The organism is Hymenobacter psoromatis (assembly GCF_020012125.1).
GTDB classification, from domain to species: domain Bacteria; phylum Bacteroidota; class Bacteroidia; order Cytophagales; family Hymenobacteraceae; genus Hymenobacter; species Hymenobacter psoromatis.
Map to the genome: position 1 here is coordinate 4566161 of NZ_JAIFAG010000001.1, position 23479 is coordinate 4589639.

Annotated in this window: 18 protein-coding genes and 1 tRNA gene; 4 read left to right on the forward strand and 15 right to left on the reverse strand. The window is 60.1% G+C overall.

All coding sequences use genetic code 11. The features are described from left to right. Positions 1–33: 33 nt before the first annotated feature. The gene (kynU, locus tag LC531_RS19805) at positions 34–1308 is read right to left on the reverse strand and encodes a kynureninase (RefSeq protein ID WP_223653363.1); all 1275 of its coding nucleotides are present in this window, start codon (positions 1306–1308) and stop codon (positions 34–36) included. A gap of 132 nt (positions 1309–1440) precedes the next feature. Further along, positions 1441–2643 (reverse strand): thiolase family protein, encoded by a 1203-nt coding sequence (locus tag LC531_RS19810; RefSeq protein ID WP_223653365.1) that lies wholly within the window; start codon positions 2641–2643, stop codon positions 1441–1443. A gap of 96 nt (positions 2644–2739) precedes the next feature. Here LC531_RS19810 and LC531_RS19815 point away from each other — a divergent pair, with 96 nt between their 5' ends. Continuing rightward, entirely contained in the window at positions 2740–3216 is a 477-nt protein-coding gene (locus LC531_RS19815) for a DUF4293 domain-containing protein (RefSeq protein ID WP_223653367.1), read from the forward strand. Between the two features lie 124 nt (positions 3217–3340). On the opposite strand, the gene LC531_RS19820 is transcribed toward LC531_RS19815, so the two are convergent. The 5 genes from LC531_RS19820 to LC531_RS19840 form a co-directional block, all read right to left on the reverse strand. Then, positions 3341–4318, reverse strand: coding sequence for a DUF4476 domain-containing protein (locus tag LC531_RS19820; protein WP_223653369.1), 978 nt, complete (start codon positions 4316–4318; stop codon positions 3341–3343). 169 nt (positions 4319–4487) lie between these two features. Next, positions 4488–6440 (reverse strand): CHU_0125 family OmpA-like outer membrane integrity protein, encoded by a 1953-nt coding sequence (locus LC531_RS19825; RefSeq protein WP_223653372.1) that lies wholly within the window; start codon positions 6438–6440, stop codon positions 4488–4490. Between the two features lie 77 nt (positions 6441–6517). Then, positions 6518–7012 carry a hypothetical protein gene (locus LC531_RS19830; protein ID WP_223653374.1) on the reverse strand — a complete coding sequence of 165 codons (495 nt, stop codon included), beginning with the start codon at positions 7010–7012 and terminating at the stop codon, positions 6518–6520. 10 nt (positions 7013–7022) lie between these two features. Continuing rightward, the gene (locus tag LC531_RS19835) at positions 7023–7934 is read right to left on the reverse strand and encodes a (Fe-S)-binding protein (protein WP_223653379.1); all 912 of its coding nucleotides are present in this window, start codon (positions 7932–7934) and stop codon (positions 7023–7025) included. A 285-nt stretch (positions 7935–8219) separates the two neighbouring features. Beyond that, positions 8220–9653 (reverse strand): 4Fe-4S dicluster domain-containing protein, encoded by a 1434-nt coding sequence (locus LC531_RS19840; RefSeq protein ID WP_223653380.1) that lies wholly within the window; start codon positions 9651–9653, stop codon positions 8220–8222. Between the two features lie 119 nt (positions 9654–9772). On the opposite strand from LC531_RS19840, the gene LC531_RS19845 reads away from it, so the two are divergent. From LC531_RS19845 to LC531_RS19855, 3 genes are all read left to right on the forward strand, one after another. Further along, positions 9773–9845: transfer RNA gene (locus tag LC531_RS19845), tRNA-Phe, on the forward strand. Positions 9846–10116: 271 nt separating this feature from the next. After that, a complete protein-coding gene (locus tag LC531_RS19850; protein ID WP_223653381.1) occupies positions 10117–11043 on the forward strand; it encodes a hypothetical protein in 927 nt (308 codons plus the stop codon). Positions 11044–11096: 53 nt separating this feature from the next. After that, positions 11097–11405, forward strand: a complete 309-nt coding sequence (locus LC531_RS19855; protein WP_223653382.1) for an STAS-like domain-containing protein — start codon at positions 11097–11099, stop codon at positions 11403–11405. A gap of 91 nt (positions 11406–11496) precedes the next feature. Here LC531_RS19855 and LC531_RS19860 read toward each other — a convergent pair whose 3' ends face one another. The 8 genes from LC531_RS19860 to LC531_RS19895 all read right to left on the reverse strand — a co-directional run bounded on the left by LC531_RS19860 (position 11497) and on the right by LC531_RS19895 (position 23249). Next, positions 11497–14949, reverse strand: coding sequence for a class I SAM-dependent DNA methyltransferase (locus tag LC531_RS19860; RefSeq protein ID WP_223653384.1), 3453 nt, complete (start codon positions 14947–14949; stop codon positions 11497–11499). Between the two features lie 75 nt (positions 14950–15024). Further along, positions 15025–15348 carry a DUF5681 domain-containing protein gene (locus LC531_RS19865; protein ID WP_223653385.1) on the reverse strand — a complete coding sequence of 108 codons (324 nt, stop codon included), beginning with the start codon at positions 15346–15348 and terminating at the stop codon, positions 15025–15027. A 281-nt stretch (positions 15349–15629) separates the two neighbouring features. Then, positions 15630–16502 (reverse strand): hypothetical protein, encoded by an 873-nt coding sequence (locus LC531_RS19870; RefSeq protein WP_223653386.1) that lies wholly within the window; start codon positions 16500–16502, stop codon positions 15630–15632. A gap of 203 nt (positions 16503–16705) precedes the next feature. Further along, entirely contained in the window at positions 16706–18322 is a 1617-nt protein-coding gene (locus LC531_RS19875) for a DUF3987 domain-containing protein (protein WP_223653387.1), read from the reverse strand. A gap of 154 nt (positions 18323–18476) precedes the next feature. Then, on the reverse strand, positions 18477–19505 hold the full coding sequence (locus LC531_RS19880) for a BT4734/BF3469 family protein (protein WP_223653388.1): 1029 nt from the start codon (positions 19503–19505) through the stop codon (positions 18477–18479). 10 nt (positions 19506–19515) lie between these two features. Beyond that, entirely contained in the window at positions 19516–19830 is a 315-nt protein-coding gene (locus LC531_RS19885; protein ID WP_223653389.1) for a helix-turn-helix domain-containing protein, read from the reverse strand. Positions 19831–19967: 137 nt separating this feature from the next. After that, positions 19968–21920 (reverse strand): hypothetical protein, encoded by a 1953-nt coding sequence (locus LC531_RS19890; RefSeq protein WP_223653390.1) that lies wholly within the window; start codon positions 21918–21920, stop codon positions 19968–19970. 54 nt (positions 21921–21974) lie between these two features. Next, entirely contained in the window at positions 21975–23249 is a 1275-nt protein-coding gene (locus tag LC531_RS19895) for a site-specific integrase (RefSeq protein ID WP_223653392.1), read from the reverse strand. Positions 23250–23479: the final 230 nt, after the last annotated feature.

Here is a 23479-nt window from a genome sequence, read left to right on the forward strand (position 1 = left end):
ACTAGGCTAGGACTTGTTCATTCCCCTTTTTCCTCACTTAAAAAAATCGTGCAGCGCCGCGCCTACCCGGCTCACATCCTCAAACGAATTATACAAGGGTACGGGTGCGAGGCGGATGACGTTGGGCTCGCGCCAGTCGGCCACAATGCCGCGGGCAGCTAGGTAGTCAAACAACTCGCGCCCGCGCTCGTGCACCAGCAGCGAGAGCTGGCAGCCCCGCGCAGCTGGGTCGGTGGGGGTAATAATTTCGAGCCTAGAGGTAGGCAGCGCCAGTTGCTGAATCAAAAATTCGAGGTAGCCGGTGAGCTTTTCGCTTTTGGCGCGCAGCTTCCCTACCCCCCCGGCCTGGTCGAAGAGGTCGAGGTTGACGCGGTGCACGGCCATCGGCAGCACTTGCCCGCACGAGAGCTGCCAGCCCGCCGCGCCGGCCGCCGGCCGGAAGCCTTTTTTCATCAGGAAGCGCTCGGCGGGGTCGTTGCCCCACCAGCCAGCTAGGCGCGGCAGGTCGGGCCGGTGCGCGAAGCGCTCGTGCACGAATACCCCCGACGTGCCGCCCGGCCCCGAATTCATATACTTATACGTGCACCAGCAGGCAAAATCCACGTCCCAGTCGTGCAGGTGCAGCACCACGTTGCCGGCCGCGTGGGCTAGGTCGAAGCCTACGGTAGCCCCCACCGCGTGCCCGGCCCGCGTAATGGCCGCCATATCAAATACTTGCCCCGTGTAGTAATTAATGCCCCCGAAGATGACCGTCGCCAGCGAGTCGCCCAGCTCCGCTATTCTGGCCTCAATATCTTCCGTGCGCAGCGTGTGCTCGCCGGGCCGGGGCTGCATTTCCACGATGGCCTCGGCCGGGTCGAGGCCGTGCAGGCGGGCCTGGCTTTCGAGCGCGTACTGGTCCGACGGAAACGCGCCGCCCTCCATCAATACCTTATAGCGGGTAGGGGTAGGGCGGTAGAAAGAAATTAGTAGCAGGTGCAAATTGACCGTCAAGGTGTTCATTATCACCACCTCCGTAGGTAGCGCGCCCACCACGCGGGCGGTCGGCGCGGCCAGTGCATCCTGGTAGTGCATCCAGGGCGACTCGCCGTGAAAGTGTCCTTCCACCGCCTTCATCTCCCAGGCCTGAAACTCGGCTTCCACCGCCGCGCGGGCGGCGCGGGGCAGCAGGCCCAGCGAGTTGCCGCAGAAATATGCTACCGGCCGGCCATCGGGCCCCGGCGGGAAGTGAAATTCCTGCCGAAAAGCGGCCAGCGGGTCGGCCGCGTCCTGGGCGGCGGCGTAGGCGGGTGAAGCATCGTAGGTCATAGAGGGTGGGGTAGGGTAGGGCTATACGTCTTTGCGAGCGAAGCGCGGCCAGCGCACCCGAACGACCGGCGCGGGCATCGTTCGGGTGCGCTGGCCGCGCTTCGCTCGCAAAGACAAACGATTAACAATCAATTACATCTTCTCCACTACCATCGCAATGCCCTGGCCTACGCCCACGCACATGGCGGCCAGGCCGTAGCGCACGCCCTCGCGGCGCTGCATCTCGTGCACCAGCGTGGCCATGATGCGCGCTCCGCTGGAGCCCAGCGGGTGGCCCATCGCAATGGAGCCGCCGTTGACGTTCACCTTACTCAGGTCGGCTCCCAATTCCCGAATCACGGCCAGGCTCTGCGAGGCAAACGCCTCGTTCAGCTCCAGCAGGTCCATATCGGCCAGGGTGAGGCCGGCGCGCTCCAGCGCCTTGCGAACGGCTGGCACCGGCCCCATGCCCATAATGGAGGGGTCTACCCCGGCCACGGCCGACGACAAGATTTTAACCATCGGCTTGAGGTTGTAGCGCGCCAGGGCCTCATCACTCACGAGCAGAGCGGCAGCGGCCCCGTCGTTGATGCCCGCTGAGTTGCCGGCCGTCACGGTGCCGCCATCGGGCTGGAAGGCGGGCCGCAGCGTCGCCAGCTTTTCGAGGGTCGAAATGCGGGGCTGCTCGTCGGTGTCAAACAGCGCCGTGTCCCCCTTGGGCTGGGGCAGAAACACGGGCACCAGCTCCTTGCGGAAGCGGCCTTTTTCGGCGGCGCGGTGGTACTTGCGCTGGCTTTCGAAGGCGAAAAAATCCTGGTCCTCGCGGCTGATGTTGTATTGCCGGGCCACGTTCTCGGCCGTGTCGCCCATCGTGTAGGGGTAGTGCTCCTTAGCCAGGCGTGGGTTCACGAAGCGCCAGCCCAGCGTGGTGTCGTGGGCCATAAAATCGCGGGCAAAGGCCGTGGCCGATTTCGCCATCACGAAGGGTGCGCGGGTCATGCTTTCGGCCCCGCCGGCCAGGTACACGTCGCCCTCCCCGATTTTGATGGCGCGGGCGGCATCCATAATGCTTTGCAAGCCACTGGCGCACAAGCGGTTTACGGTATTGCCGGGTACCGTTGCGGGCAGGCCGGCCAGCAGGGCGGCCATGCGGGCCACGTTGCGGTTGTCTTCGCCCGACTGGTTGGCCGCGCCCATTATCACATCTTCGACGGCGCTTTTATCGAGGCTGGGGTTGCGCCGGAGCAGCTCGCGCAGTACGAGGGCGGCCAGGTCGTCGGGGCGAACGCTGCTGAGCGCGCCGCCAAATTTTCCAATCGGGGTGCGCACGGCATCCACGATATACGCATTGGGCATCCTAGGAGTATCGTTGGGGCGGGTAAGTCCGCCGGTTGAGGGCTAATTTTGGCCAGGCTTCGCGCACGAGCACGGGCCTTTTTCACAACCGCAAAGATGATACAAAGAATTCAAAGCGTTTTTCTTTTGCTGCTGGCGTTGTCCATGTTGAGTATGCTGGCCCTACCTCTCTGGCACAAAGCCGACGGCCTCACCCACCAGGAATTAACCATGACGGCCTTCAGCTTCACTGCCACTGGTATGCCCCCGCTCACGCCTACCGGCCCGGTGTGGGTAGTAGCGGTGCTGGCGCTGGCCTCGGCGGCCCTGGCGGCCTACGAGATTTTTCAGTTCCGCAACCGTCTCACGCAGCTCAAGCTGGGCGCGGTCAATATTCTACTCATCATTGCCACTTTCGGGGCTGCTTTCTACTTCTCCAACCAGGGCGAAGCTTTCCTCAACCCCAAGCTGGAAGGCAAGTTTGCGCCCGCCTTCTATCTACCCACCATCGCCCTGATGCTCAATTTGCTGGCCACCCGCTTCATCCGCCGCGACGAGCAGTTTGTGCGCCGCAACTACGACCGGCTGCGCTAATATTCAACTAGGTAGCTGTTAGTTTTTCTTTCGAAGCTAGCAGCTACTAGCTCAAAAAAAGCCCCGGCTGCCAACGTGGCGGCCGGGGTTTTCCGTGGGGTAGGCGTGTGAAAGAAGAGTTAGGCTAGTTCTGCGGCAGCCCGAGGGCCTGCTGCAAGGCGCGCACGTTGGCGCGGTACTGAAAAGCGGCGTACACGCGGCTGAAATTCTGGGGGTCGCTGACGTGAGCGTAGCCAAAACGGGCCAGTTCGATGCGCGTCGCGTCATAAGTAAGTGTACGCAGCAGGGTGGTTAAGTCATCGGCGCGCAGGCTGCTCTGGGCCAAGGCTTCGGTGGCGGTGCGCAGGCGCTCCTCGTCGGTGGTACGCTGGCGCAGGTCCTGGCCTAGGTTTGCCACATCGGCCGGGGCGAGCGGCTGCAAGTCGTTGGCTGTGGCCCCCGGATATTCGCCGTTGGCACCCGCAGTATCGTCGGAGTAGCCGCCCGGTGCGGCACCATTGCCGCCCCCTGGGTACGCCGGAGCCTGGCTGCGCGGGGCCGGCTCGTTGTTAGGATACCCATTCGGGGGATAATTAAGCGGGGGGGTAGGGGCGGAGTAAGGGCCGGACTGCGAGCTGGGGCCGGGGTAGGAGCCCGGCTGCCCTTGGCCCGCAGACGGGTCGTAGCCGGGAGCCGGGTAGTTGTAGCCGCCCTGGCCGGGCGCTGGCTGCTGGCCCTGGCCATAGTAACCGCCAGGGGCTCCGTAGCCGCTTTGGCCCAGTGGCACTAAGGCTACCTGGCGCAATTGGGGGCCATACGGGCGCAGCAACAAGACGTAATCGGTTTCCAGGCCGGGCTGCAGCCAGATGGTAGTGCGCAGGCGTATGGGCGGGCCGTAGGGGGTAGGCACGCTTAGCTCGGCCCAATGCTGGCCGGGCGCTAGCAGGCCCACCCGAATCTGCCGGGCTACCGGCCGGGTGATGAGCTGCCCATCCAGCACCAGGCTGAAGGGCTGCCCCTGCTCGGCCGTGATGCGGAGGTTGGCGGGCGGCGCAGCCAATGCCGGAGCCGCGGTTACCCCCAACAGCAAGAAGGTAGCAGCCAGCTTGAGAAGCGTTTTCATGAGGAGAAGAGCAAACGCTGGCAAGGAATTCTACCAACTTGTATACTCCATAATCCAAACCCGTGCCAATAAAAAAGCCCCCGCGCCAGCGGGGGCTTTTTGAGTTTTTGGTCGGAATTCCCTGGTTCCTGATTATTGTTCAAATCAGAAACGAGAAATCCCTGAGAGCTTATTTGTCAATCCGCGTCACTTTGAACTCGGTGCGGCGGTTGCGCTGGTAGTCGGCTTCCGATTTAGGATTCTTCACGATGGGCCGGGTTTCGCCGTAGCCTTTGGCTGTGATGCGGCTCTTGCTGATGCCCTTGCTCACGATGTAGGCCACGGCCGACTCGGCGCGCCGCTGGCTCAGCTTGAGGTTGTAGGCATCCTTGCCGCGCTGGTCGGTGTGCGAGCTTAACTCAATGTTAATTTTGGGATTATCCTGCAAGAGCTGCACCAGCGTATCGAGCCGGATGGCCGCGTCGGGCCGGATATTAAACTTGTCATAGTCGTAGAAAATATCCTTAACCTCGATGGCCTTATTAACAACTATCTTAGTGAGCGTCAGCGTCACGGGTATCCGAATGTCGGTCTGCGGCTCGGTCAGCTGGTCCTGGCTGGGATAGCGGCCAATGGTGCTGACGCTGGCGCGGGCCGTGAAATCGTTGGGATGGTTGGCCAGTAGCGCGTAGCTCTGGGCCGAGTCGAGCTTGGCCGTGAACTTACCGTCGGGACCAGTCAGCACTTCCCGCGGCTGGCCGTTGGCACCGGTGATGGTCACGGTCTGGCTGGGCAGGGCCGTGTTGGTGCCGGCTTTCTCGTCGCGCTCCAGCACCGTGCCGTCGGCGTAGAAGATGACCACCTTGCGGTTCCGCTTCTTGAACGTGTAAAGGTCGTCGGAGCCCTTGCCACCCTCGCGGTTGGAAGAGAAAACGCCCGTGCCCGGCCCCGTGAAGAAGGGCGCGAAGTCGTCGGCCGCCGTGTTCACGCCCGGCCCCAGGTTGACGGGCTTGCCGCCGCGCACCTCAAAAATATCGAGCCGCCCGTAACCCGGCAACCCGTCCGACGAGTAATACAGCGTGCCATCCGGCGCTACCCCCGGAAAGTTGTCGTTGCCAACCGAGTTGATGGTTTCGCCCAGGTTCTCCGCCGCCGAAAAGCGGCCGTTAGACCCGAGCGTGGCCTTGTAGAGGTCGTTGCCGCCCTGCCCGCCCTTGCGCCCCGAGGCGAAGTAGAGCGTAGTGCCATCAGGGGCAAAAACCGGCGAAAAGTCATCGGCCGTGCGGTCGTTGATATTGGCCAGCACGGGCGTGGTCCAGGCCCCGTCGTGGTAGTACGAAATCCACAAATCCACGCTCTTGTAGCCCTTTTTCGAGCCATCGTTCGAGCGGGCGAAGACCATCGTCTTGCCGTCGGGAGTGTAGGTGGCGCTGGCTTGCAGCTCTTTATCGTTGTTGAAAATCGGGTCCAGCTTGCGCGGCGTGCCGCCGGTCATGGCCGCCGGGTCGTCAAACTTCTGCGCGTAGAGGGCCGTGTAGCGCTCGCCGTTGCCGGGGTAGGGCTTACCGTCGCGGCCCGAGGCAAAGACCAGCTCGCCGGTAGCGGGCATCCGCGCGGCCGAAAAATCCGAGCTGGGCGAGTTCACCGCATCGAGCGGAGCCACACTGTAGCTGGGGGCTTTACCCAGCAGCTCCTTGCTGGCCAGCGCGTTGTGAGCTTCGGCATCGGCGTGGGCAGCCAGGGTGCGGTTGGTGCCGCTCTGGGCGTAGGTAGTGAAGAGAGCGGCCGCCTCGTCCAGCTTGCCATTGGCGCGCAGGCTCTCGGCGTAGCGGTAGCTTAGGTCGGCGTTGCGGGCCTTGCCGTCGAACGCGGTTTTATAGAAAGGCTCGGCTTGCCCCACGCGGTTTGAGAGCCGGTAGGCTTCGCCGATGCGGAAACTGGCTAAGGCCGCCGCCGGGCCCGTCTTCTTCGCTGCGTCGGCTTGGTAGAGCGGAATAGCCGCCTCGTACTCGCCGCGCAAAAAGTGCTTATCGGCCTTACTGAGTTTGCCCGAGGAGGCGCAGCCGCTCAGCGCGAGAGCAGGGCCAGCCGCCCCAATAAGTACATATTTTCGAAGCGACGAGTAACGAATAGGGAGGGCCATGCAGCTTGTAAAGAGCAAATTCCGGGGATTCAATAGCAATAATACAACGGTTTGTGCCGCAGCATTAGTGCCAGCCCTCAGCCCGGCTTCGCAAAATAGCTAGCCAGCCAGGTTTGGGCAGCTGGGGCCGGCCAATGCGCGTCCAACTCGCCTTTCATAGTCAGCGTGTTATTAAAGTACAGCGTGTCGGGGCCCACCTGCCCGGCCGTGATGGCCGCCCGCAATTCGGGGCGCGTCAGCAGCCGCAACTCGCCGTCGGTCAGAAAGGCCATGCGCGACTTTTCCAGCAGCCCTACCCCCAGGGTTTGCTCCAGCTCGCGCACGAAGCGCACCGACGCATCAATGGAGCAGCCGCTGGCCCCGGCCACCGCCTCATCGAGCCCAATAACCAGAAACTGCCGGTGCAGCACCTGTGCCGCGGCTGCCAGCTGCTGCCCGTGGCTGGTCCACTCCTCCGCAAAAGCCGCCAGCTGGGGCAGCAGCGCAATTATTTCTGCTTCTGCCAGCGGCCGGCTGGCTTGGTAAATCCAGACGCGGGCACGGGCGGGCAAATTATCAAAAGCTACATTCATAAAGCTGCGGTTAGCGATTAATGCCTTCGGCACTGGCCACTAGCTCGGCCAGGTCGAAGACCTGCACGGTGCTCTCCTGCTCCTGGTGCTTCACGCCGTCGCTCATCATGGTCATGCAGAAGGGGCAACTCACGGCGATGATGCTGCCTTGCAGGCTGTGCGCGGCGGGTGCGGTGCGCTCGGTCTCTACCCCCCGCAGGTTGTCGAGGGCCGCCGCCTGGCCGCTAAGCGTGGCCAGGGCTTCCTCGGTGCGCTCGATGTTGATGTCCTTTTTGCCGGGCTCGGGCTCTTTCCACATCTGCGCGCCGCCCGCGCCGCAGCACAGGCCGTTGGCGCGGCTGCGCTTCATCTCCACCAGGTCGGCATCGAGGGCGGCCAGCACGTCGCGCGGGGCTTCGTAGATGTTATTGGCCCGGCCCAGGTAGCAGCTGTCGTGAAACGTGATGCGGCGGCCCTGGAAGCTCTCGCCGCCCTTCACCGTCACTTTACCCTCATTAATAAGCTGTTGCAAATACTGGCTGTGGTGAATCACCTCGTACTCGCCGCCCAGCGCCGGATACTCATTCTTAATCGTGTTAAAGCAGTGCGGGCAGGCCGTCACGATTTTCTTGATGCCGTAGCCGTTCAGCACCGTGATGTTCTGCATGGCCTGCATCTGGAACAGAAATTCGTTGCCGGCGCGCTTGGCGGGGTCGCCGGTGCAGCTTTCCTCCAGGCCCAGCACCGCGTAGTCGGTGCCCACGTGCTCCAGAATGCGGGCAAATGCCCGCGTCACGCGCTTGTAGCGGTCGTCGAAAGCCCCGGCGCAGCCCACCCAAAACAGGATTTCGGGTACTTTACCCTGCGCGGCCAAGTCGGCCACGGTCGGCACGGTCATCTGGCGCTTGGCGGCAGCGGGGGGGGTAGGAATGGTAGGCGTCATATAAGTATTAAGTAGCGTAAATTAAGAATCTTCTGGCTCAAACGGCGGCAAACTCAGCAGCTTTCGTATCTCATTGCGGCGCGAAAGCGTGGGTGAATTTGCTGGGTCGGGGACAGTCAATGCGGCCAGCAGTTCAACCAGCTAGGCAATAGACTTTCTAACCCGAAATGGAGCGGCCGGGGGTAATCCACAGTGAGCTAAATCGTTGGCCAGCCGCCTGTGCAACCGATAAAGCCGCTTAGTTGAATCACCCATTCAAGATTTATTTTGACGTGACTTTTCCGTTTACGCCGTCACCTTTTCCGCTACGAACAATTCATCGGCCCAATTAAAGCGGTCGGAGGGCGAGAAAGCCCAGGGCGCGCCGTTGTTTTCGATGTTGGAGAACATAACGTTCAGCGAGTTGGGCGCGGCCGACTCTTCCAGCACCAGGAAGCGGCGCATCTCGATAATGCTTTCCAGCGGGTTAATATTCACCGGGCAGCTTTCCACGCAGGCGTTGCAGGTGGTGCAGGCCCACAGTTCCTCGGGGGTCACTTTACCGCGCAGCAGCGTGGCCTGCATCAGGTCCGTAACGGGCTCGTGCTTCGCCTCTTCGCCATAGATATTGGGCTGAAAGATGAGCGGCGAATTATATTTTTCCTCCACCCGGTCGCGGGTGTCCATAATGATTTTGCGGGGCGAGAGCAGCTTGCCCGTCAGGTTGGCCGGGCACACCGAGGTGCAGCGCCCGCACTCGGTGCACGAGTAAGCATTCATAAGGGCCGTCCAGGGCAGGTCCTCCACGTCCTTCGCGCCGAAGGGGGTAGGGGCCAGCGCCGAGCCATCGGGCCCCACGGGGGGGGTAGGGACCTCATAAGTCGGGTCCATCATCGCTTTCACTTCGTGGGTGATGCTCTCCACGTTGCTGAACTGCCCCTGCGGTACCAGTCGTGAGTACCATACGTTCGGGAAAGCCAGAATAATATGGAAGTGCTTGGAGCTAGGTAAGTAGTTAAGGAATAATAAAATACCCGTGATGTGCGCCCACCAGCCCACGCGCTCCAGTAGGTGCAGGGTGCCTAGATTGGTGGTCGGCAGCAGGCTCATCAGGAAGTGGCTGACGGGGTAGACTCCCGGCAAAAACCTGCCTTCCAGCCGGTGCAGCTTGAGGTCGGCGGAGTTCATTAGAAACAGCGCCGCCATCAGCACCACCTCCACGTAGAGAATGATGTTGGCATCGAGCTTAGGCCAGGCGCGTAGTTCCACGCCGGTGAAGCGCCGCACCGGCGGCTGGTGATTGCGCCGCCACCAAAAGGCAGCTACCGCAATGATTACCAGTGCGCCCAGCGTTTCATTCACGGCTACCAGCCCGTCATATACCGGTCCCAGCAGCCCCAGAAAGCGGTGCGTGCCAAACAGGCCGTCTATTACAATCTCGATTACCTCAATATTAATAACCAAAAAGCCTACGTACACGATGAGGTGCAGAAAAGCGGGCGTGAGGCGCTTAAACATTTTCTGCTGCCCAAAGGCCACAAGCAAGGTTTTGCGGAAGCGCACGGCGGCGTGGCCACTCATGTCGCGCCCGCGCCCGACGAGGATATTGGCCCGGATTTTACGCACCTGCCAGGCAAACAGGCCAAATGCTGCCAGCAGCAGCAGCGCGAAAAGGATGGGTTGCAGCATGTAGTAAAGGTAAGCCAGCAAGGTGAGATGAGGCTGCAATTTAGTAGGCATGACGACTACTTTTGCCGTAAATCGGTCCGCACTCTACTTTTTTTACTCGGTTTCTTGTGCCATTCCAGGTTTTTCGTACCTTTGCGCTCCCAAGCCGCCAAGCGGCCCTGGGAAAACCCGGCAACATAGCTCAGTTGGTAGAGCACAGCACTGAAAATGCTGGTGTCGTTGGTTCGATTCCAACTGTTGCCACAAGAAACCCCGTTTGCAAGCTGTAAACGGGGTTTTGTTTTCTTAAGGGTACACGTAGGGGTACACGCTCGGCAACTTTGCCTCGGTAAGGGGCGGGTTCAGTAGGGAGCTGAGTACGTTGGCCCTTATCTTTGCCTGGCCTACGGGTTTGTAGTTGCCAGCTCTACCTAATGGTAAAAGCCCCGCGTACTTCAGCAGTGAGGGCGCGGGGCTTTTAATTAGTTAGTTTATTCCTGCTTAACGACTTAGTACCTTGTAGCACTGGCTATAAATGGAACACCTTATATGTTTTCAGGTATTCACCACTACAGCAGCGCTTTCAGCCTTTCTTCTTGAAAACCGGCTTGTATGGATTCAAGCGGTGTTACCCGACTTACAAATAGTACGTGTGCGCATCGACACGGGCGCTAGTACTATAAAGCCCCACCACGTAGTTACACTGGCCTGTCTGCTAGAAGAATATCGCCTAGCCGACATTGAGATAGTTTTTGAACTTACCGACTGCATTGTTTGCCGCTACTTGGAAAGTATTGGATTCTTATCGCAGTGGGGCCAGGTCGGTACAACGGGGGCCAGCTTTACTTTCCCTAATGACTTAAATTCTTTTGTGTTGTGGCGGGTTACGCGGGAACGAATGAATGACTACGTTTATAGTGCATATACACACTACAAAGTGAATGCATTTTATAGCAAGGATTTAACGGGCTTATTTACTTTCTTGAGTGAGGTTTTCAACAATGTTTTCGACCATGCTTTCTCGGATGATGCGACTGAGCGCGTAGCTTTTGCAATGATTCAATATTATCCTAGTCGGGAGCGGCTAATCTTCGCAGTAGCTGACTTTGGGATGGGTATTCCAAAATCAGTAAACCGGTACCTCAGCAGCAAAGATTTACCAACGGTTTCGCCAACAGAAGCCTTGCAAAAAGCTTTACAGCTACATTTCACCGCTCACTCCCGCAAGCACAATCAAGGGCGGGGGCTTGACACGTTGCGTACCGGGGTTGAGGCGCTAAAAGGCCAGTTTACTATTTTAACTTCTCACCTGCTGTACAATGTCAGCCGCAAAGGAACAGTGTTTTTTCAACCTCTACCAGACATAGATTTCCCCGGAACAACTGTCCAAATTAGGTTGTTTAAAGACTCCCTACCTGATGAAGACGCAGAAATAATAGAGGACGACGTTGCTTTCCTGTAGCCGCCCTTCGTATATCGCATAAAATTTCCCCTTTCTCCCTACCACCTGCACTCATGAACACCATCCCACATAACGGTGCTGTATTGTGTGTTTCGACAATCACAAACGGCACTATATCCAATATTGACGGTCTTGCTCTGCTAGTTGCAGTCAAAAATGCTCTAGCAGAATTTAACAACGCAGTATCGATTGACTTTCAAGGCGTTATTGCTTTTTCAAGCTCTTTCCTCAACTCCTCTATCGGGGCTTTGTGCGAAGAAATGGGCATTGACGTACTACACCGTTTGCGGATAATCAACTGCTCCCCAGCAGCGTTGAAACAACTGCGAACTTATATTGCTGATACAAAGGAAATTGCCTAGTATGGTAAGCAATTACGACTTAATCGTAAAGCCCCGCGTTCCTCAATAATGAGGGCGTGGGGCTTTTTAGTGCGTAACACTATCAGGCGTATTACCCCCCGTATGCCCCTTCCGGTGTGGCCCGTAGCAACGACAACGCGGCCAGCGTGTCGAGTAGCGGGAGCACCCTATCGGCGCGGGTGCGGCGGAAACGGGCGGCTACCTGGGCGGCGGTGAGCGGGGCGGCGGCTTGCTGCACCACGGCCCGCACGGCTTGCATTTGCTCGGCTAGCTCGGTGGGCCAGGGCTGGGGGCCAGTGGCTTCGGCGGCGGTGGCAGCGGCGGGGCCGGCGGTGCCCAGCGACAGTGCGCCTTGCTGTTGGCCTGGGGCTTGGTAGGCGGGGCGTAGGTAGCGCACGGTGCCAGCTTGTTCTTCGCGCTGACGTTCGTGGTTGAGGGCTACTAGGCGGGTAAGTAGCTCGGCATCAAGCAGGTCGGTGGGCCAGCCGTAGGCGGCGGCTACGGCGGCGTCTAGCTGTTGGTGTAGGTTGAGCACTACGGAGGCTAGGCCGCGCTCGTTAGTTGCTTGCTCTTTGGGAGTAAGGGGCTGGCTGGCGCGTAGTTTTTCGACTGTGTTGTAGAGGTCGGTAAGCGTGAGGGCGGGGTGTTGGGCCTGCTGGCGCTTGCGGTGGCTGTCGAGCTGTTCGGCCAGCTCCCGAATGCGGGCCTGTTGGTCGGGCGTAGGAGCTGGGAACGGGAACGGGTCAAAACAGCGGGTTTTACGGTAGCGCGGAGTATTGCCACCTAAATCCGTTCCTGCTGCAAGTGCCCAAACAAGGTGAATACGACTTGATAGAATGCCTAATAAGTAAGCGTCATTAGATGCCAATAAAACAAGTGAATCATCGGCTATCACAGACGAGTTTATGAACTGAAAAAGCCTATGCTTGGCAGTGAGAGTAGTAGCGATATAACGGCTTAGCCCGGTAAGCGCTGGCCGAAAACTTTTCCTTGGTTCACCAAAAACCCACCAATTTTTTCTGTAGGATTCGCGGTTGTTTTGGTCACGTTCAGGTTTAACCCGTTCTAAAACGTGTTGATAAACTTCTGGAAATCTGGCGAGTACTTCGTGAGTTTCTAAGCCAAGTAAATCAATAACCCAAAAATTTCTGCTTACCTGAACTATGTCCCTCCCATTGAGGTAAGGGCGAATGTAGCTAGCTAAACCGATTTTGCTATTTAACCCCAAGTTTTCTGCTTCTTGGTATGAAACCATGAACCCAGCCCCAAAAAGGCTTACCCCAAGATTACACATTCCATCATTCGCTACTAAAGCATTGGCCGAATCTAAATCTGCTCCAATAGTGAGGTCAGCATTAATTTGGCCCGCCTGTATGCGGAACTCGACTAAGCTACTACCATCATCTTGCGAGCTTTCGACCTCAATTTTTAACAATTCACCTGGTTGTGACCCACGCTCAGCCGCTGTCATTGCAATTCTAACAGCTGCACCATCAGAACCTTCAACCCAAGGGTGGCTTGGAACTGCAAAAAACATTGAAATCGGCTGACTGCTATCAGTCAAAAACGGTTGTACAACCTGCCGGTTAAATTGCTGAGTGATAGAATTGGTAGTAATAAATCCAAACCGTTCAATTTGACCGGCTTGTAAGGTCCGAGCTGCTTTATACCACCAATACATTACCAAGTCAGCAGATTCCGGTATCCTGCCTTTGTAAGCTTTACGCAAAGCATTTACATACCCATCACCTAATGCACTACGCATAGCCTTATCACCTAAGAACGGCGGGTTGCCCACGATAAAATCAGCTTCGGGCCAGCTGGCCGGGTGCGGGTCGGGGTAGTCGAGCACGGGTAGGCGGGCCGCTTCATCGGGCACGGGCTGGCCGGTGGCCGGGCTGAGGCGGGTAGTAGTGCCATCCCACCGGGTAACGGGCTGGCCGGCCGCGTCGAGGCGGGGCACGGCCGGGGCGTGGGCCAGCACGGCATCTTGCTGGCGAATATTTTGGTAATTGTCAAGTAGCGGCTCGGCCAGTTGGGTAAGGCCGTGGGTGCGTAGGTGCCACTGCAAATAGCCAATCCGTAGCACCACGTCGGCAATGCTGGCGGCGCGGGGGTTCAGCTCCAGCCCTAGCAGCTGGTGGGGCGAAACGGTGGTGCCCGCCCCCAGCTCTAGCAAGCCCGACACGCCGAACTGCCCCAGCGCGGCCAGTACTTCGGCCTCTAGCCGTTTGAGGTGTTCGAGGGTCACGTACAGAAAATTACCCGACCCACACGCCGGGTCGAGTACGCGCACGGTGGTTAGGCGGGTCAGGAACCGTTGAATTTCGGCGCGGGCGGCCCCGTCGTTGCCCTCGTTGTGGCGTTGGGCGCTGGCAGCTTGGGCGGCGGCCCACTCGCGCCGTAGCGGCTCTATTACGGTGGGTAGTACTAGCCGCTCTACATAGCGGCGCGGGGTGTAGTGTGCCCCCAGGCTATGCCGCTCGCGGGGGTCAAGGGCACGCTCTAGTAGGGTGCCGAAAATGGCCGGTTCTACGGCAGTCCAATCGGCTTCGGCCGCTGCTCGTAACAGGGTAAGTTGGTCAGCATTTAAGGGCAAGGCCGAAGCATCGTGAAACAGGAGGCCGTTGAAGCGGCGTAGCTTGGTTTTCAGTTCCGGGGCAAAGCCGCCCGTGTCCATCCGGTGCCAGAGGCTTTGCAGCGCGTCGGGCAGCATGTCGCGTAGGACGGGCGTGGCCGCGTACTCGGCCAGCAGGCCCGCAAACGAGGCGCGGGGTATCAGCTCCACATCTTCGGCGAACATGGTAAAAAGGCAGCGCATTAGGAATTGCGCCACTACTTCCGACGAATGCCCCGCCCGCTCTAGCTGGGCCGATAGGGCGGCCAACTGCCCGGCCAGCTGCCGCGTTACCTGGGCCGCCCGCCGGGCCGGGTCGAGTTGTTGGGGGTCGGTAAAGAGTAAAGCCAGCCGTGCCCGCACGTCGGCATCGGCCAGCTGAGCCAGCCGAACGCGAAAGCTGGCCGGGTCGGGGAAGGGCACGTAGGCATCGCCCACCCCGGCAAAGTTGCTGTATAGGTCAAGGCAAAAGCCCACGTCGGCCACCACTACGAAGGGCGGGCGCGGCTCACTTGCTGGCAGCGCCCGCACGTAGCGAAGCGCCTGCTGGCGGGCTGCCTCCATCATTTGTTCCCATTTGCGGGTGCCGCGCACGGCATGGCCCTTGCGGCGTTGGGCGGGGGGTAGGCCCAGCTCGGCCCGTTCGGCGCGTTGCTGGGCATCGGGCGTGTCGGTGCCCTGTTTGGTTTCCAGCACGAAGCAATCGCGCCGGTACAGGTCAATGCGGCCGGTACTCTTTTTGCCGGCCCCGTCGTCAAAGGTTACGGCCCGCTCTAGCACGTAGGCATCTTGCGCGGGGTCGTCGGTGGTGGCATCGGGGCGGGGCACGCCCAGCAGGTCGCACAAATCGGACAGAAACAGGCCGTAGTTGGCCCGCTCGGCCCCGCCGGAATTTTGCCAGCGGGCCGCAAATTCGGGGTAGGTCACAAATGGCTATAAAGGGTGGGAACGGGCCACAAGGTAGGGCAGCTTATTCCGTTTTCAGACTTTTTTAGCTGGCTCTCAATCGAGCAACCTAGCCACGTTGCGGCCATTAGCTGCCCGTTGCTCAGGGGTGCCGCCGATATGCAGCGTAACCTTCACCGGGCCTTTCTCAGCAGCAGCCAGGGCCATACGTTGCAGCTTCGGGGTTACGAACTCGGCCAGCTTCACGTAGGCATCAATATAGTCCTTACCGGTAAGGGTATCGAGTTGGGCGGCCAGTTTATCGGCGTTAGCCCCGGCCAGGGCGGCGGCAATGGTTTCGCGGGCGGCGGCGGTGGCCTTGTTAGTGCTGCCTTTGGGGCGGCCGGCCGGGTTGCCGCTGGTTCCTTCTTCGTAGGGCATGAGGTTGTTTTCTATTGTTGTTTACAAGGTAACCCCCCTTTTTATGGGTGTTTGCAAAAGGTGCTTTGCGGGCACCTTTTCCTTTTGTCCGAAATAGACGGAAAAAACGGATTTATTCCCGCTGGGGGGCTTTTTCTTTTTGTCCGAAACAGGTCACAAAAACCACTTTTATTCAAGCCACAGAGTGTTCCTCCTCTTTTAGACAAAAACAGGCCGAAAAAGCCGAACCTTGTTCCTGACCCCGGCCCCCTTTTAGGTTTTTCCGCCAAGTGGACGGAAACTCAAAACGGGGGGTAGGCTTCCATCCGCACGGCCAGCATATTACCCAGGCACTCGGCCAGCAGATGGTAGCCGCGCACGTCATCGCGGGGCATGGTGACGTATAGCTCGGCCAGGTGCTGGCCCGCGTTCAGCACGGCGCAAAAGTGCGCCGTCAGCCGCTCGTTGGCCACGTCCTCATTTATTTCTTGCTCTATGAGGTCAATGACTGGGATAGGTTCCATCTGGCCAGCCTCCGTCTGCCGGTACAGGGGTAGCTCGGCCCCGCCCACGCCCGCCAACATCTTGCGTAGGGAAAAGTCCGTTTGGTGTTCCACGGCCAGCGTGAAGTGAGCATAATCAATCCCCCCGCTCGTGCCGATATATTCGCCGTGTTCGTCATCGGTGGCAAAGAAGCGGGCCAGCTCCCGGTGTAAGCTATACTCAGCCAGGCGGGCGGGGTCATCGGTAGGGGCTACTTCCCAGCCTTCGCCCGCGTCGGGGTCGCCGGGGCCGGTGTGCTGCCAGTCGTCATCTTGCCCGCCGCCGTATTCGTTCAGCGTCTGGCAGCGGTTGGCGGCGGCGTATGCCAGCAGGTCGCCGCCGTACTCGGTGAAGAAGGTCGCCAGCAGCTCGGCCGCGCCTTGTACGTGGCCGTGCAGCGCGTTCAGGGCGTTGCTCAGGACCGTTAGCTCATAGTAGCGTTGCGCTTGCCCGACAATGGAAAGCGTCGGCTTCTTGCCCTTCGCTTCGCGGGCAAAGGCCAGGCGACAGGCGCGCATGGATTCGCGGGGCGTACTGAATATTTCCAGCGTGGACAGGCCGCCCAGATAGGCGTTAAACAGGTGAGCCAGCGGGGTATCGGCCTTGATTTTCTCTAAAATGAAATGACGCATCGGATTGGGTAAAATCAGTTTTGAATTGGTAAAGGGCAGAATCCAGTTTTGAATTGGGGTTGATAAACTCCGTTATTCTAGTTTAGCCGGGGGCCGGGGGTAAGAAGGAAAGCAGCTTTGCTTTGGTAGGAACAGAATCCAGTTTTGGATTGGTGTGCCAAAGTGTGCCGTGTCATTTTTGGCACAGGCACACTTTGGCACAGTCAGGCATCTTTCAGCCAGTTTCGCACAGTGCTGAAAGGCACGCCGGTTTGCTCGGCTATCTCCCGGTAGCTCAGCCCTTGCGCATGTAGTTCGTGTATCCGCGCCTGCTGGCTGGCTTTGGCAGCGAACTTGCCCCCGGCCCGGCCGCCAGGCGTGGGCAGCATTGCCAGCACGGCCAGCGCGTGGGCGCGGGCGGTATCCATTATTGCCAGGGCGGTGCCCACGTCGGCGGGGTCGGCTTCGAGGCGGCCGGCGGGAGCTTGCCCGCTTTCAAAACAGCGTAGCACTATCAGCAGGCCCACAATACGCCAGGCAATAAGCCCCAGGCGAAAGGCCGTGCTGGCTCCCGCCCCGCCGGCCGTATCGCTGGCCTCATTCAGGCCCGCTTGCCCAGCAGTGTTCAGGCGCTGCCAGTCGGCCGGGGCCAGCGTTATTTCTACGGCGTAGCAGCCGGGTTCTTCGGCCACGGGCGCGGCGGCAATCATGCGGCTCAGCTCATCGGCCAGCAAGTCAATAATGGGCGTAAGCGGCGGGCCGGCGGCGGGGCTTACATCTTGCCAGACGGGGGTTTGCTCAAAGACGTAAAACAGAAACCGGCTTACTAACCCATCTTCGGCCGTGGGCATGAGGCGCGGGAGCTGGCCAGGGGTGCCGGTCAGGGCAATACTCAGGGCGGGGTGGGCCAGGTCAAGGTGTTGGCGGTCCGTCTTGCGCAGTAGCGGGGCGGGTTCGTGCTGAAAGGCTTTGCGCAGCACATCGGAAAAGTTGCCAAAGTCGGAGCCCAGCGCCCCACTCAAGGTGTCGGCTTCGGTTTCGCACATAATGCCGCGCCCGTCGTTTTCAGCCAGGGCCGTAGCCAGGGCCGCGGCCGACGTATTGCCGGGCAAGTACAGCAGCTTGTAGGGCGGCGGGGCGACCGGGGGCGGCGTGGTGGCCTTACCCTTGCCGGCGGCGCGGTGGGCGGCTAGCTCGGCCTCATAGTCGGCGCGGGCGGCTCGGCTCGCATCGGTCAGGGCTTTGTGGTGGGGGTAGGCCAGCCGCCGCGCCCAGGCCAGCGTACCCTTGCCACTGGCCGCTGGGGCGATGATAAACGCAAACAGGTTCAGCCCGAAGCGGCGGCGGTTGTATTCCCCGCCCACGGCCGGAAAGCAGCCCGACAACACGGCCAGCGTGCCCAGCAGCATCACGGCCCGTTCGTGCCCAGTAAAGGGTGCGCAGCAGCGCCTCAGGTAGTCGGGTAGCGCATCGTACACGGCCGCCGGAAAGGTGGGCGGTAGCTCAGCCGGCGGGCCATTTTCCTTTTGTCCGAAGGAGGCCGAAAAAGCCGCTCTATTGTCGCTGGCTTTGGAGGCGGTGTAGGGCTTGCTGCCGTGCTTCCCAACTTCCCGGCGGTAAATGCCGCCCACGGTTTGTCGTATTTCCTGTTCCGTAAAATCGGCGGTGGCATAGTGGGCCAGGGCGTGGGCTTCGAGGTCGGCTAGCGGTACGCCCCGCTCATTACCAAACAGCCCGAATTGGGTTAGCCAAACATTGCGCCCTCCCTCACTAGGAAATGCCCCGTGGCGGGCTTCGTGTTGAGTCAGGCACCAGGCCAGTGCGCCGGCCGGGTCGGGCATTATTGGAGCAGTACGCGCCCCCGCGTGCGCGTGCGGACTGCTCCCGGAATGCGGGGGCGGGGCGGGCGTTGCGGCCCGTAGCTTGTGAATATCCATTGGGGTGCCAGCTCTTAGAATGTTGAGAAATGTTGAGAAATCTCAGGTTTTATCAGGTTCAGGCCGCGTAGGCGGGGGCCAGCCAGGCATCGGGGGCGTAGGGCACGAAACAGGCGCGGGCTACGTCTTTGCCGGCCTCATCGGGGCACAGGCCTAACGGGGCATAGTGGGCGGCCAGGTAGGCGGCGTAAGCGCGAAAGTTGTCGAGGTGGGCGGCGCGGGGGTCGGCTTTGGTCAGCACTTTTAGCCCGTCGCCGCTGGGGCTGGTAAAGAGTAGCACCAGGTCGGGAGCCAGCAGCGCATCGGCCAGCAGGGCGGCGCGGGCGGCGGCCACGTCGGGCACATGGTCAAAGTCTAATACCAACAGGCCCGACGCTTCGGCCAGCGCCTCATTGGCGCGGCGGGTGAAGGTGCCGGCGGGGGTTACGTAGTCGAGGCCCTTTTTCAGTTCGGCCCGCCGGGGGCTGCCCACGGGGGCGGCGCGTAAGGCTTCGGTAGCGGCGCGGTGCCGGGCCGACGTAAGCACGGTAAAGAGCTGAGCCGGGGTAATGGCCGCGTAGGGCACGGTAGCCGCAATACCGCCCCGGTAGTAGCTGAACAGCGGCCCGGCCGGCTCCGCTTTCGCCCCATTCGTAGCTGGCAGCGTGGGCGGTTCCGCGTCTGCTTTCCGTCTGTTACCGGCCTTTTTTAAGGACTCCACTTTCTCTACTTCTACGCCTGCCTCCCGCCTGTTATCGGCCTTTTTTAAGGACTCTGAAAACTCCGGTTTTATTCCTGCTTCATTCCTGCTCTCGGCCAGTGCGGACGCGGCAAAACATCGGGTTTTATCGGGTTCGTTGGCCGCTGCCAGGCGGGCATTTACTTCGGCCGGGGGTAGGGGCGGCTGGCGTAGGCGGGTGCGGTCAGATATAGCCGGGGCCAGCCAGCCAGCGGCCAGCAGGTCGGGCACGGTGGGGCCGGTGTTGTTGGGGTATAGCTCGGCTAGGGCCGCCGTTAGCTCAGCTGAGGTGGGCGTGTTCGTGCCAGCCAGGGTAAGAGCGCAGGCCAGCGCGTCGGCTCCGAATGAGCGAGCCGGCGTGGGCAGCATGGGCCAAGCGCTACCCACGGGCGGCCCCCTTCCCGGCTTTCACCGTGCGCTGGTGGCCTTGCAGGGCGGCCAGCACGTCGGCCCGCTTCAGGTAGGAGCGGCTGCCCAGCTTGTGGTACTTCAGCAGCCCGCGCCGTTTCCATTCGTGGACCGTTTGCACGGTTACGCCCAGCAGCTCGGCGGCTTCGCGGATGCTCAGCAGCTCATCGGCGGGAGCCGGGGGCGGGCCGGCGGCGGGCGCTGGGGCGGCGTTGGTCAGCTCATAGCGGACAATGGCCCTAATATCTTCAATCAGTTGGGCACGGTCCACAACGACTATTGCCATTGCGGAACCGATAGCTATGGGATTATTCACTTATGCAGTGCCCGCCGGGGGTGTAAGCCGGTCGGTAATGCTGCAAATCACCTTACCCTATTGGGCGGTAATAGACACGGTGTCCATTAGGGCAGTAATAGCGTCTATTAAAGGCTTCTTTGACTGTTATGGGCAATGTGCCAACGTGTCAGCCAGCGCTGGGTCTGTTCAATAGCCGCGTCAAACGTGTCGCTTTGGTTGCGGCTCTTTTTACTCTTATACTCGTATTTCAGTACTTTTTCCCCAAAAGTCAAGCCATAGGGCGGCATTTTCATGGTGGCTTGCCAATCGGCGGATAATACAAATAACTGCTGTTTGTGCAGTTCAGTAAGGGCGGCGAAGGTCTTACTGAGCCGCACACCACCTTTTCCCTTTGTCGTCCCGCTAAGATAATAAGTTAATCCGGCGGGAGTACTTTTTTCGGTCAGCACATCAAGGTCTTTCAGTAACCTATTCAGGGCGGCCGAATCAAAACCGTTTCGGCACAGGTCAGCCATAGCCGGCGCTTCCGCCCCACCAGCAGCTGGGGGTGGGGGAGCGTGTCGAGGGGTGGGCGCAAGCCCCAGCGCATCGGCCAGCAACTCGTAAGCCCGCCCCGTCCATTCGGCGCGGGTGCGAAGGGCTAGCCCCAGGTCGGGCCAAAAAGTTTTGGTTATAGCCAAGTCCCCCAGCAGCAGCCCGTGCCCGTGCCAAAGCACTTCGGGCAGTTGGGCGGGCAGCGTCCCCAGCGGTCCAGCGGCCGGCGTAACGGCCAGTCCCGCCCGCAAGCGTCTCAACTGGTTCAGCAGCAGCCGTAACAGCGTCGGGGGTTCCCGTAGCAAGTGCCGTTCAAACTCATTCAGCAGCGCGGCAAAGCGCGGGCGTTCCTCAGCAGCCGCTACGTCGGGCACGGCTACCCGTTCGGGGGGGCAAGGTGCATCTACCCTGCTGGGCAGGTCAATATTGTAAATGCCGATAGTTTGAAGCGCGGCGAGTAATTGGTCAATCGGGGTTTTCTCCCGCCAATTCAGCCAGCGCCCCAGCCGGTCGGCCCCTTGTAAGGCCAGCGCCCGACTTTCATGTTTTGTATACTTTGGCGTGTTATCGGGGGCACTACAGGTGAACTCGCTAAACAGCTTCTCCCCCAAACGGTCGGCCTGTAGCGTCTGCCAAACTGCTTCAAACAAGCGGCGCAACGTGGCCAGAAAAGCGGCCCGCTCAACCGGCCCCAGGCTGTGGTAATGACTATCGAAATTAGACGGGGCGAATATTTGGCCCCCCCCCGCCCACAACTCTCCCAAATGACACGCGAACAACGGTAGCGCGGCGCGGGCTGGCAGCGTGTCGTAATACGAAAATTGCTGTGCTATTCCTGGTAGGTGCGTTTGTATATCGGCCAGGTGTTGCGCGTCGTCTGGCCCCACGTTCAGCCGCTCCCTTAGCCACGTCTGAGCACGTTCTATTACGGCGGGCCGGGCTAGCGGCGTATCAGTCAACAAGTCGAATAAATAGGCGTACCCGTCCGCGTGGGCCAACCCGTTCGACTTACAGAAAGCAGCCAAGAACGCGGGTACGTTGTGTAACGGCTGTCGCTCCATTTGCTCCCAAAAAGCTTGCTCAAAGTTGGGGTGAAAGGGAACGAGACGCCCGGCGGCATAGATAGTTTTTAACCAGCCCTCCAATTTAGCTAGCTTGCCCGCATAGTCCCCACTTTGTTCGGCTCCCCGCTTTAGGGAATATAAAAGAAGGTTGATTCTGGGCTCAATTTCGTCGCGCACTTCGCGCCAATAGAAGGGTGAAATATTGGGGACTAGGTTAATAAGCGCACCTAATCCATTTCTAAACCCTTTACGAATAGCTTGGCGCTTATCCAGCGTGTACCCTTGCCAACTCTCAAAAGCCAACTCGCCTACTAGCAAGGGGCACCACAGGCCCGCGTCGGGTTCAACGTCCCCCGGTTGGTATAGCTTGATTTCCTCGTCTTCCGCCGGGGCAGAATAGCTCACTCTGACTATGTTTCTGAATTCTTCATAACGGATAAAAAACGCTTTTTCCGTTTGTTCGGCGGTTAAGGACTCCAAGGCTTGCCAGCTCTAAATGGGTGAAAAAGGTGAGGTTTTATGAGGTTTTCGTCCCTAATCAGGCATTTCGTGAAACCGGGCGAACTCCTCCGCTACCCGTTGGGGCGTGAGGTTTACGTAGCGCTGAAAGGATTTATAGGAGGTGTGCCCGGTCAGCTTCATCACGAACTCGGCGCTCATGCCCTTACCCAGGTTCAGGGTTACGAACGTGCGGCGGGCGGTATGCACGGTCAGCTTCTCGTACTTCGGGTACGTCGTTACGTCGGCCACGCCGCCCCGGTAGCGAATGACTTCTACCGGCGAATTAATGCCCGCCAGCGCGCCTAGCTCTTTGAGGAAGCGGTTCAGCACGGGGTTGGTAATCGGCTGGCTTTTCACGCTGGCCAGTCCCCCGGCCAGCAGCCGATTAACGATTGCTAGGGCGGGGGCGCTCAGCGGCACGTTCACCACGGCGCGGGTTTTCTTGGCGGTCAGGCGCAGGTGGGCGGGCAGCTTATCGGTGGCGGGCCGCAGGTGCTGGGGCTGGATGCTCACCAGGTCGGAATACCGTAGGCCGGTGTAGCAGGCCAGCAGAAACCAGGCGCGGGCTTTGTCGAGGCGCAAGCCGGGGGGTAGGGGTAGGGCTTCGAGGGCGCGCAGCTCGGCGGCGCTCAGAGCTATCACGTCCGGCTCCCGCTTGGCCCACGTTACGCCATGCAGCGCCGGGGCCGTGGTATAGCCGCGTTGGGTAGCCCACTTAATGAAGGATTTGAGCCGGAATAAATTTTTGTGGATGCTGTTATCTGCCAGCCCGGCCACGTTCAGCAAATAGGCCGTGAAGCGGTCGCCCACGGCGGGCGTGAGCGTGTCAAAGTCCACGGCGTAGCCCGTGCTTTCGGCAAACTCCCGTAGGTGGCGGCCGGCGGTGGCGTGGCCTTGCGCCGTGCCACGGGTGCCGGTGTTGCGGGTGTAGCTCACCCATTCCTCAAAGCGTTGCCAGAATTGCCCGCCGGGGGTAGGGGCGGGCGGGGCCGGCTCGGCGGGCTTTTCGGGGGCGGCGGCCTCTTTGAGTTGGGCGGCCGTGGGCAAGGTGCCGGCGGCCAGGCATTCGCCGTAGGCCAGTAGCAGCCGCTGGCTTATCCCGTCGAGGGTATCGTTCAGGTGGCCGTTCAGCTCATTGCCGCGCCCACGGGTGAGCGCCCGCTGTTCGGCCTTGCCCCACTTGCCGGGGTGGATGCTCTGCCCGGTGTATACCTTTGAGCGGGTGCGCCGGTCAATGGTAAGTAGCGCGAAAATGGCCGTAGGGCGGTCTGCCCCCGGCTCTTTCAGGTGAAAGGATACGGTAGCCATTGGAGTGTTTGTAGTTGCCGCCCCAAAGGTAAGGTGCGTACCCCGTTTGGGGTACACGTAGGGGTACACATTAGCCGATTTAAACCGTGTGTACCCCGGTTCAACCCGATAACTATAGAACTAAAAAGCCGTTTCTAGCCTATGAGGGCCTATTTTTGCAGCGTTCTACGGTCGGCCTCAAAATGTGGGTATCATTCCAACTGTTGCCACAAAAAAAGCCCCCATGCCAC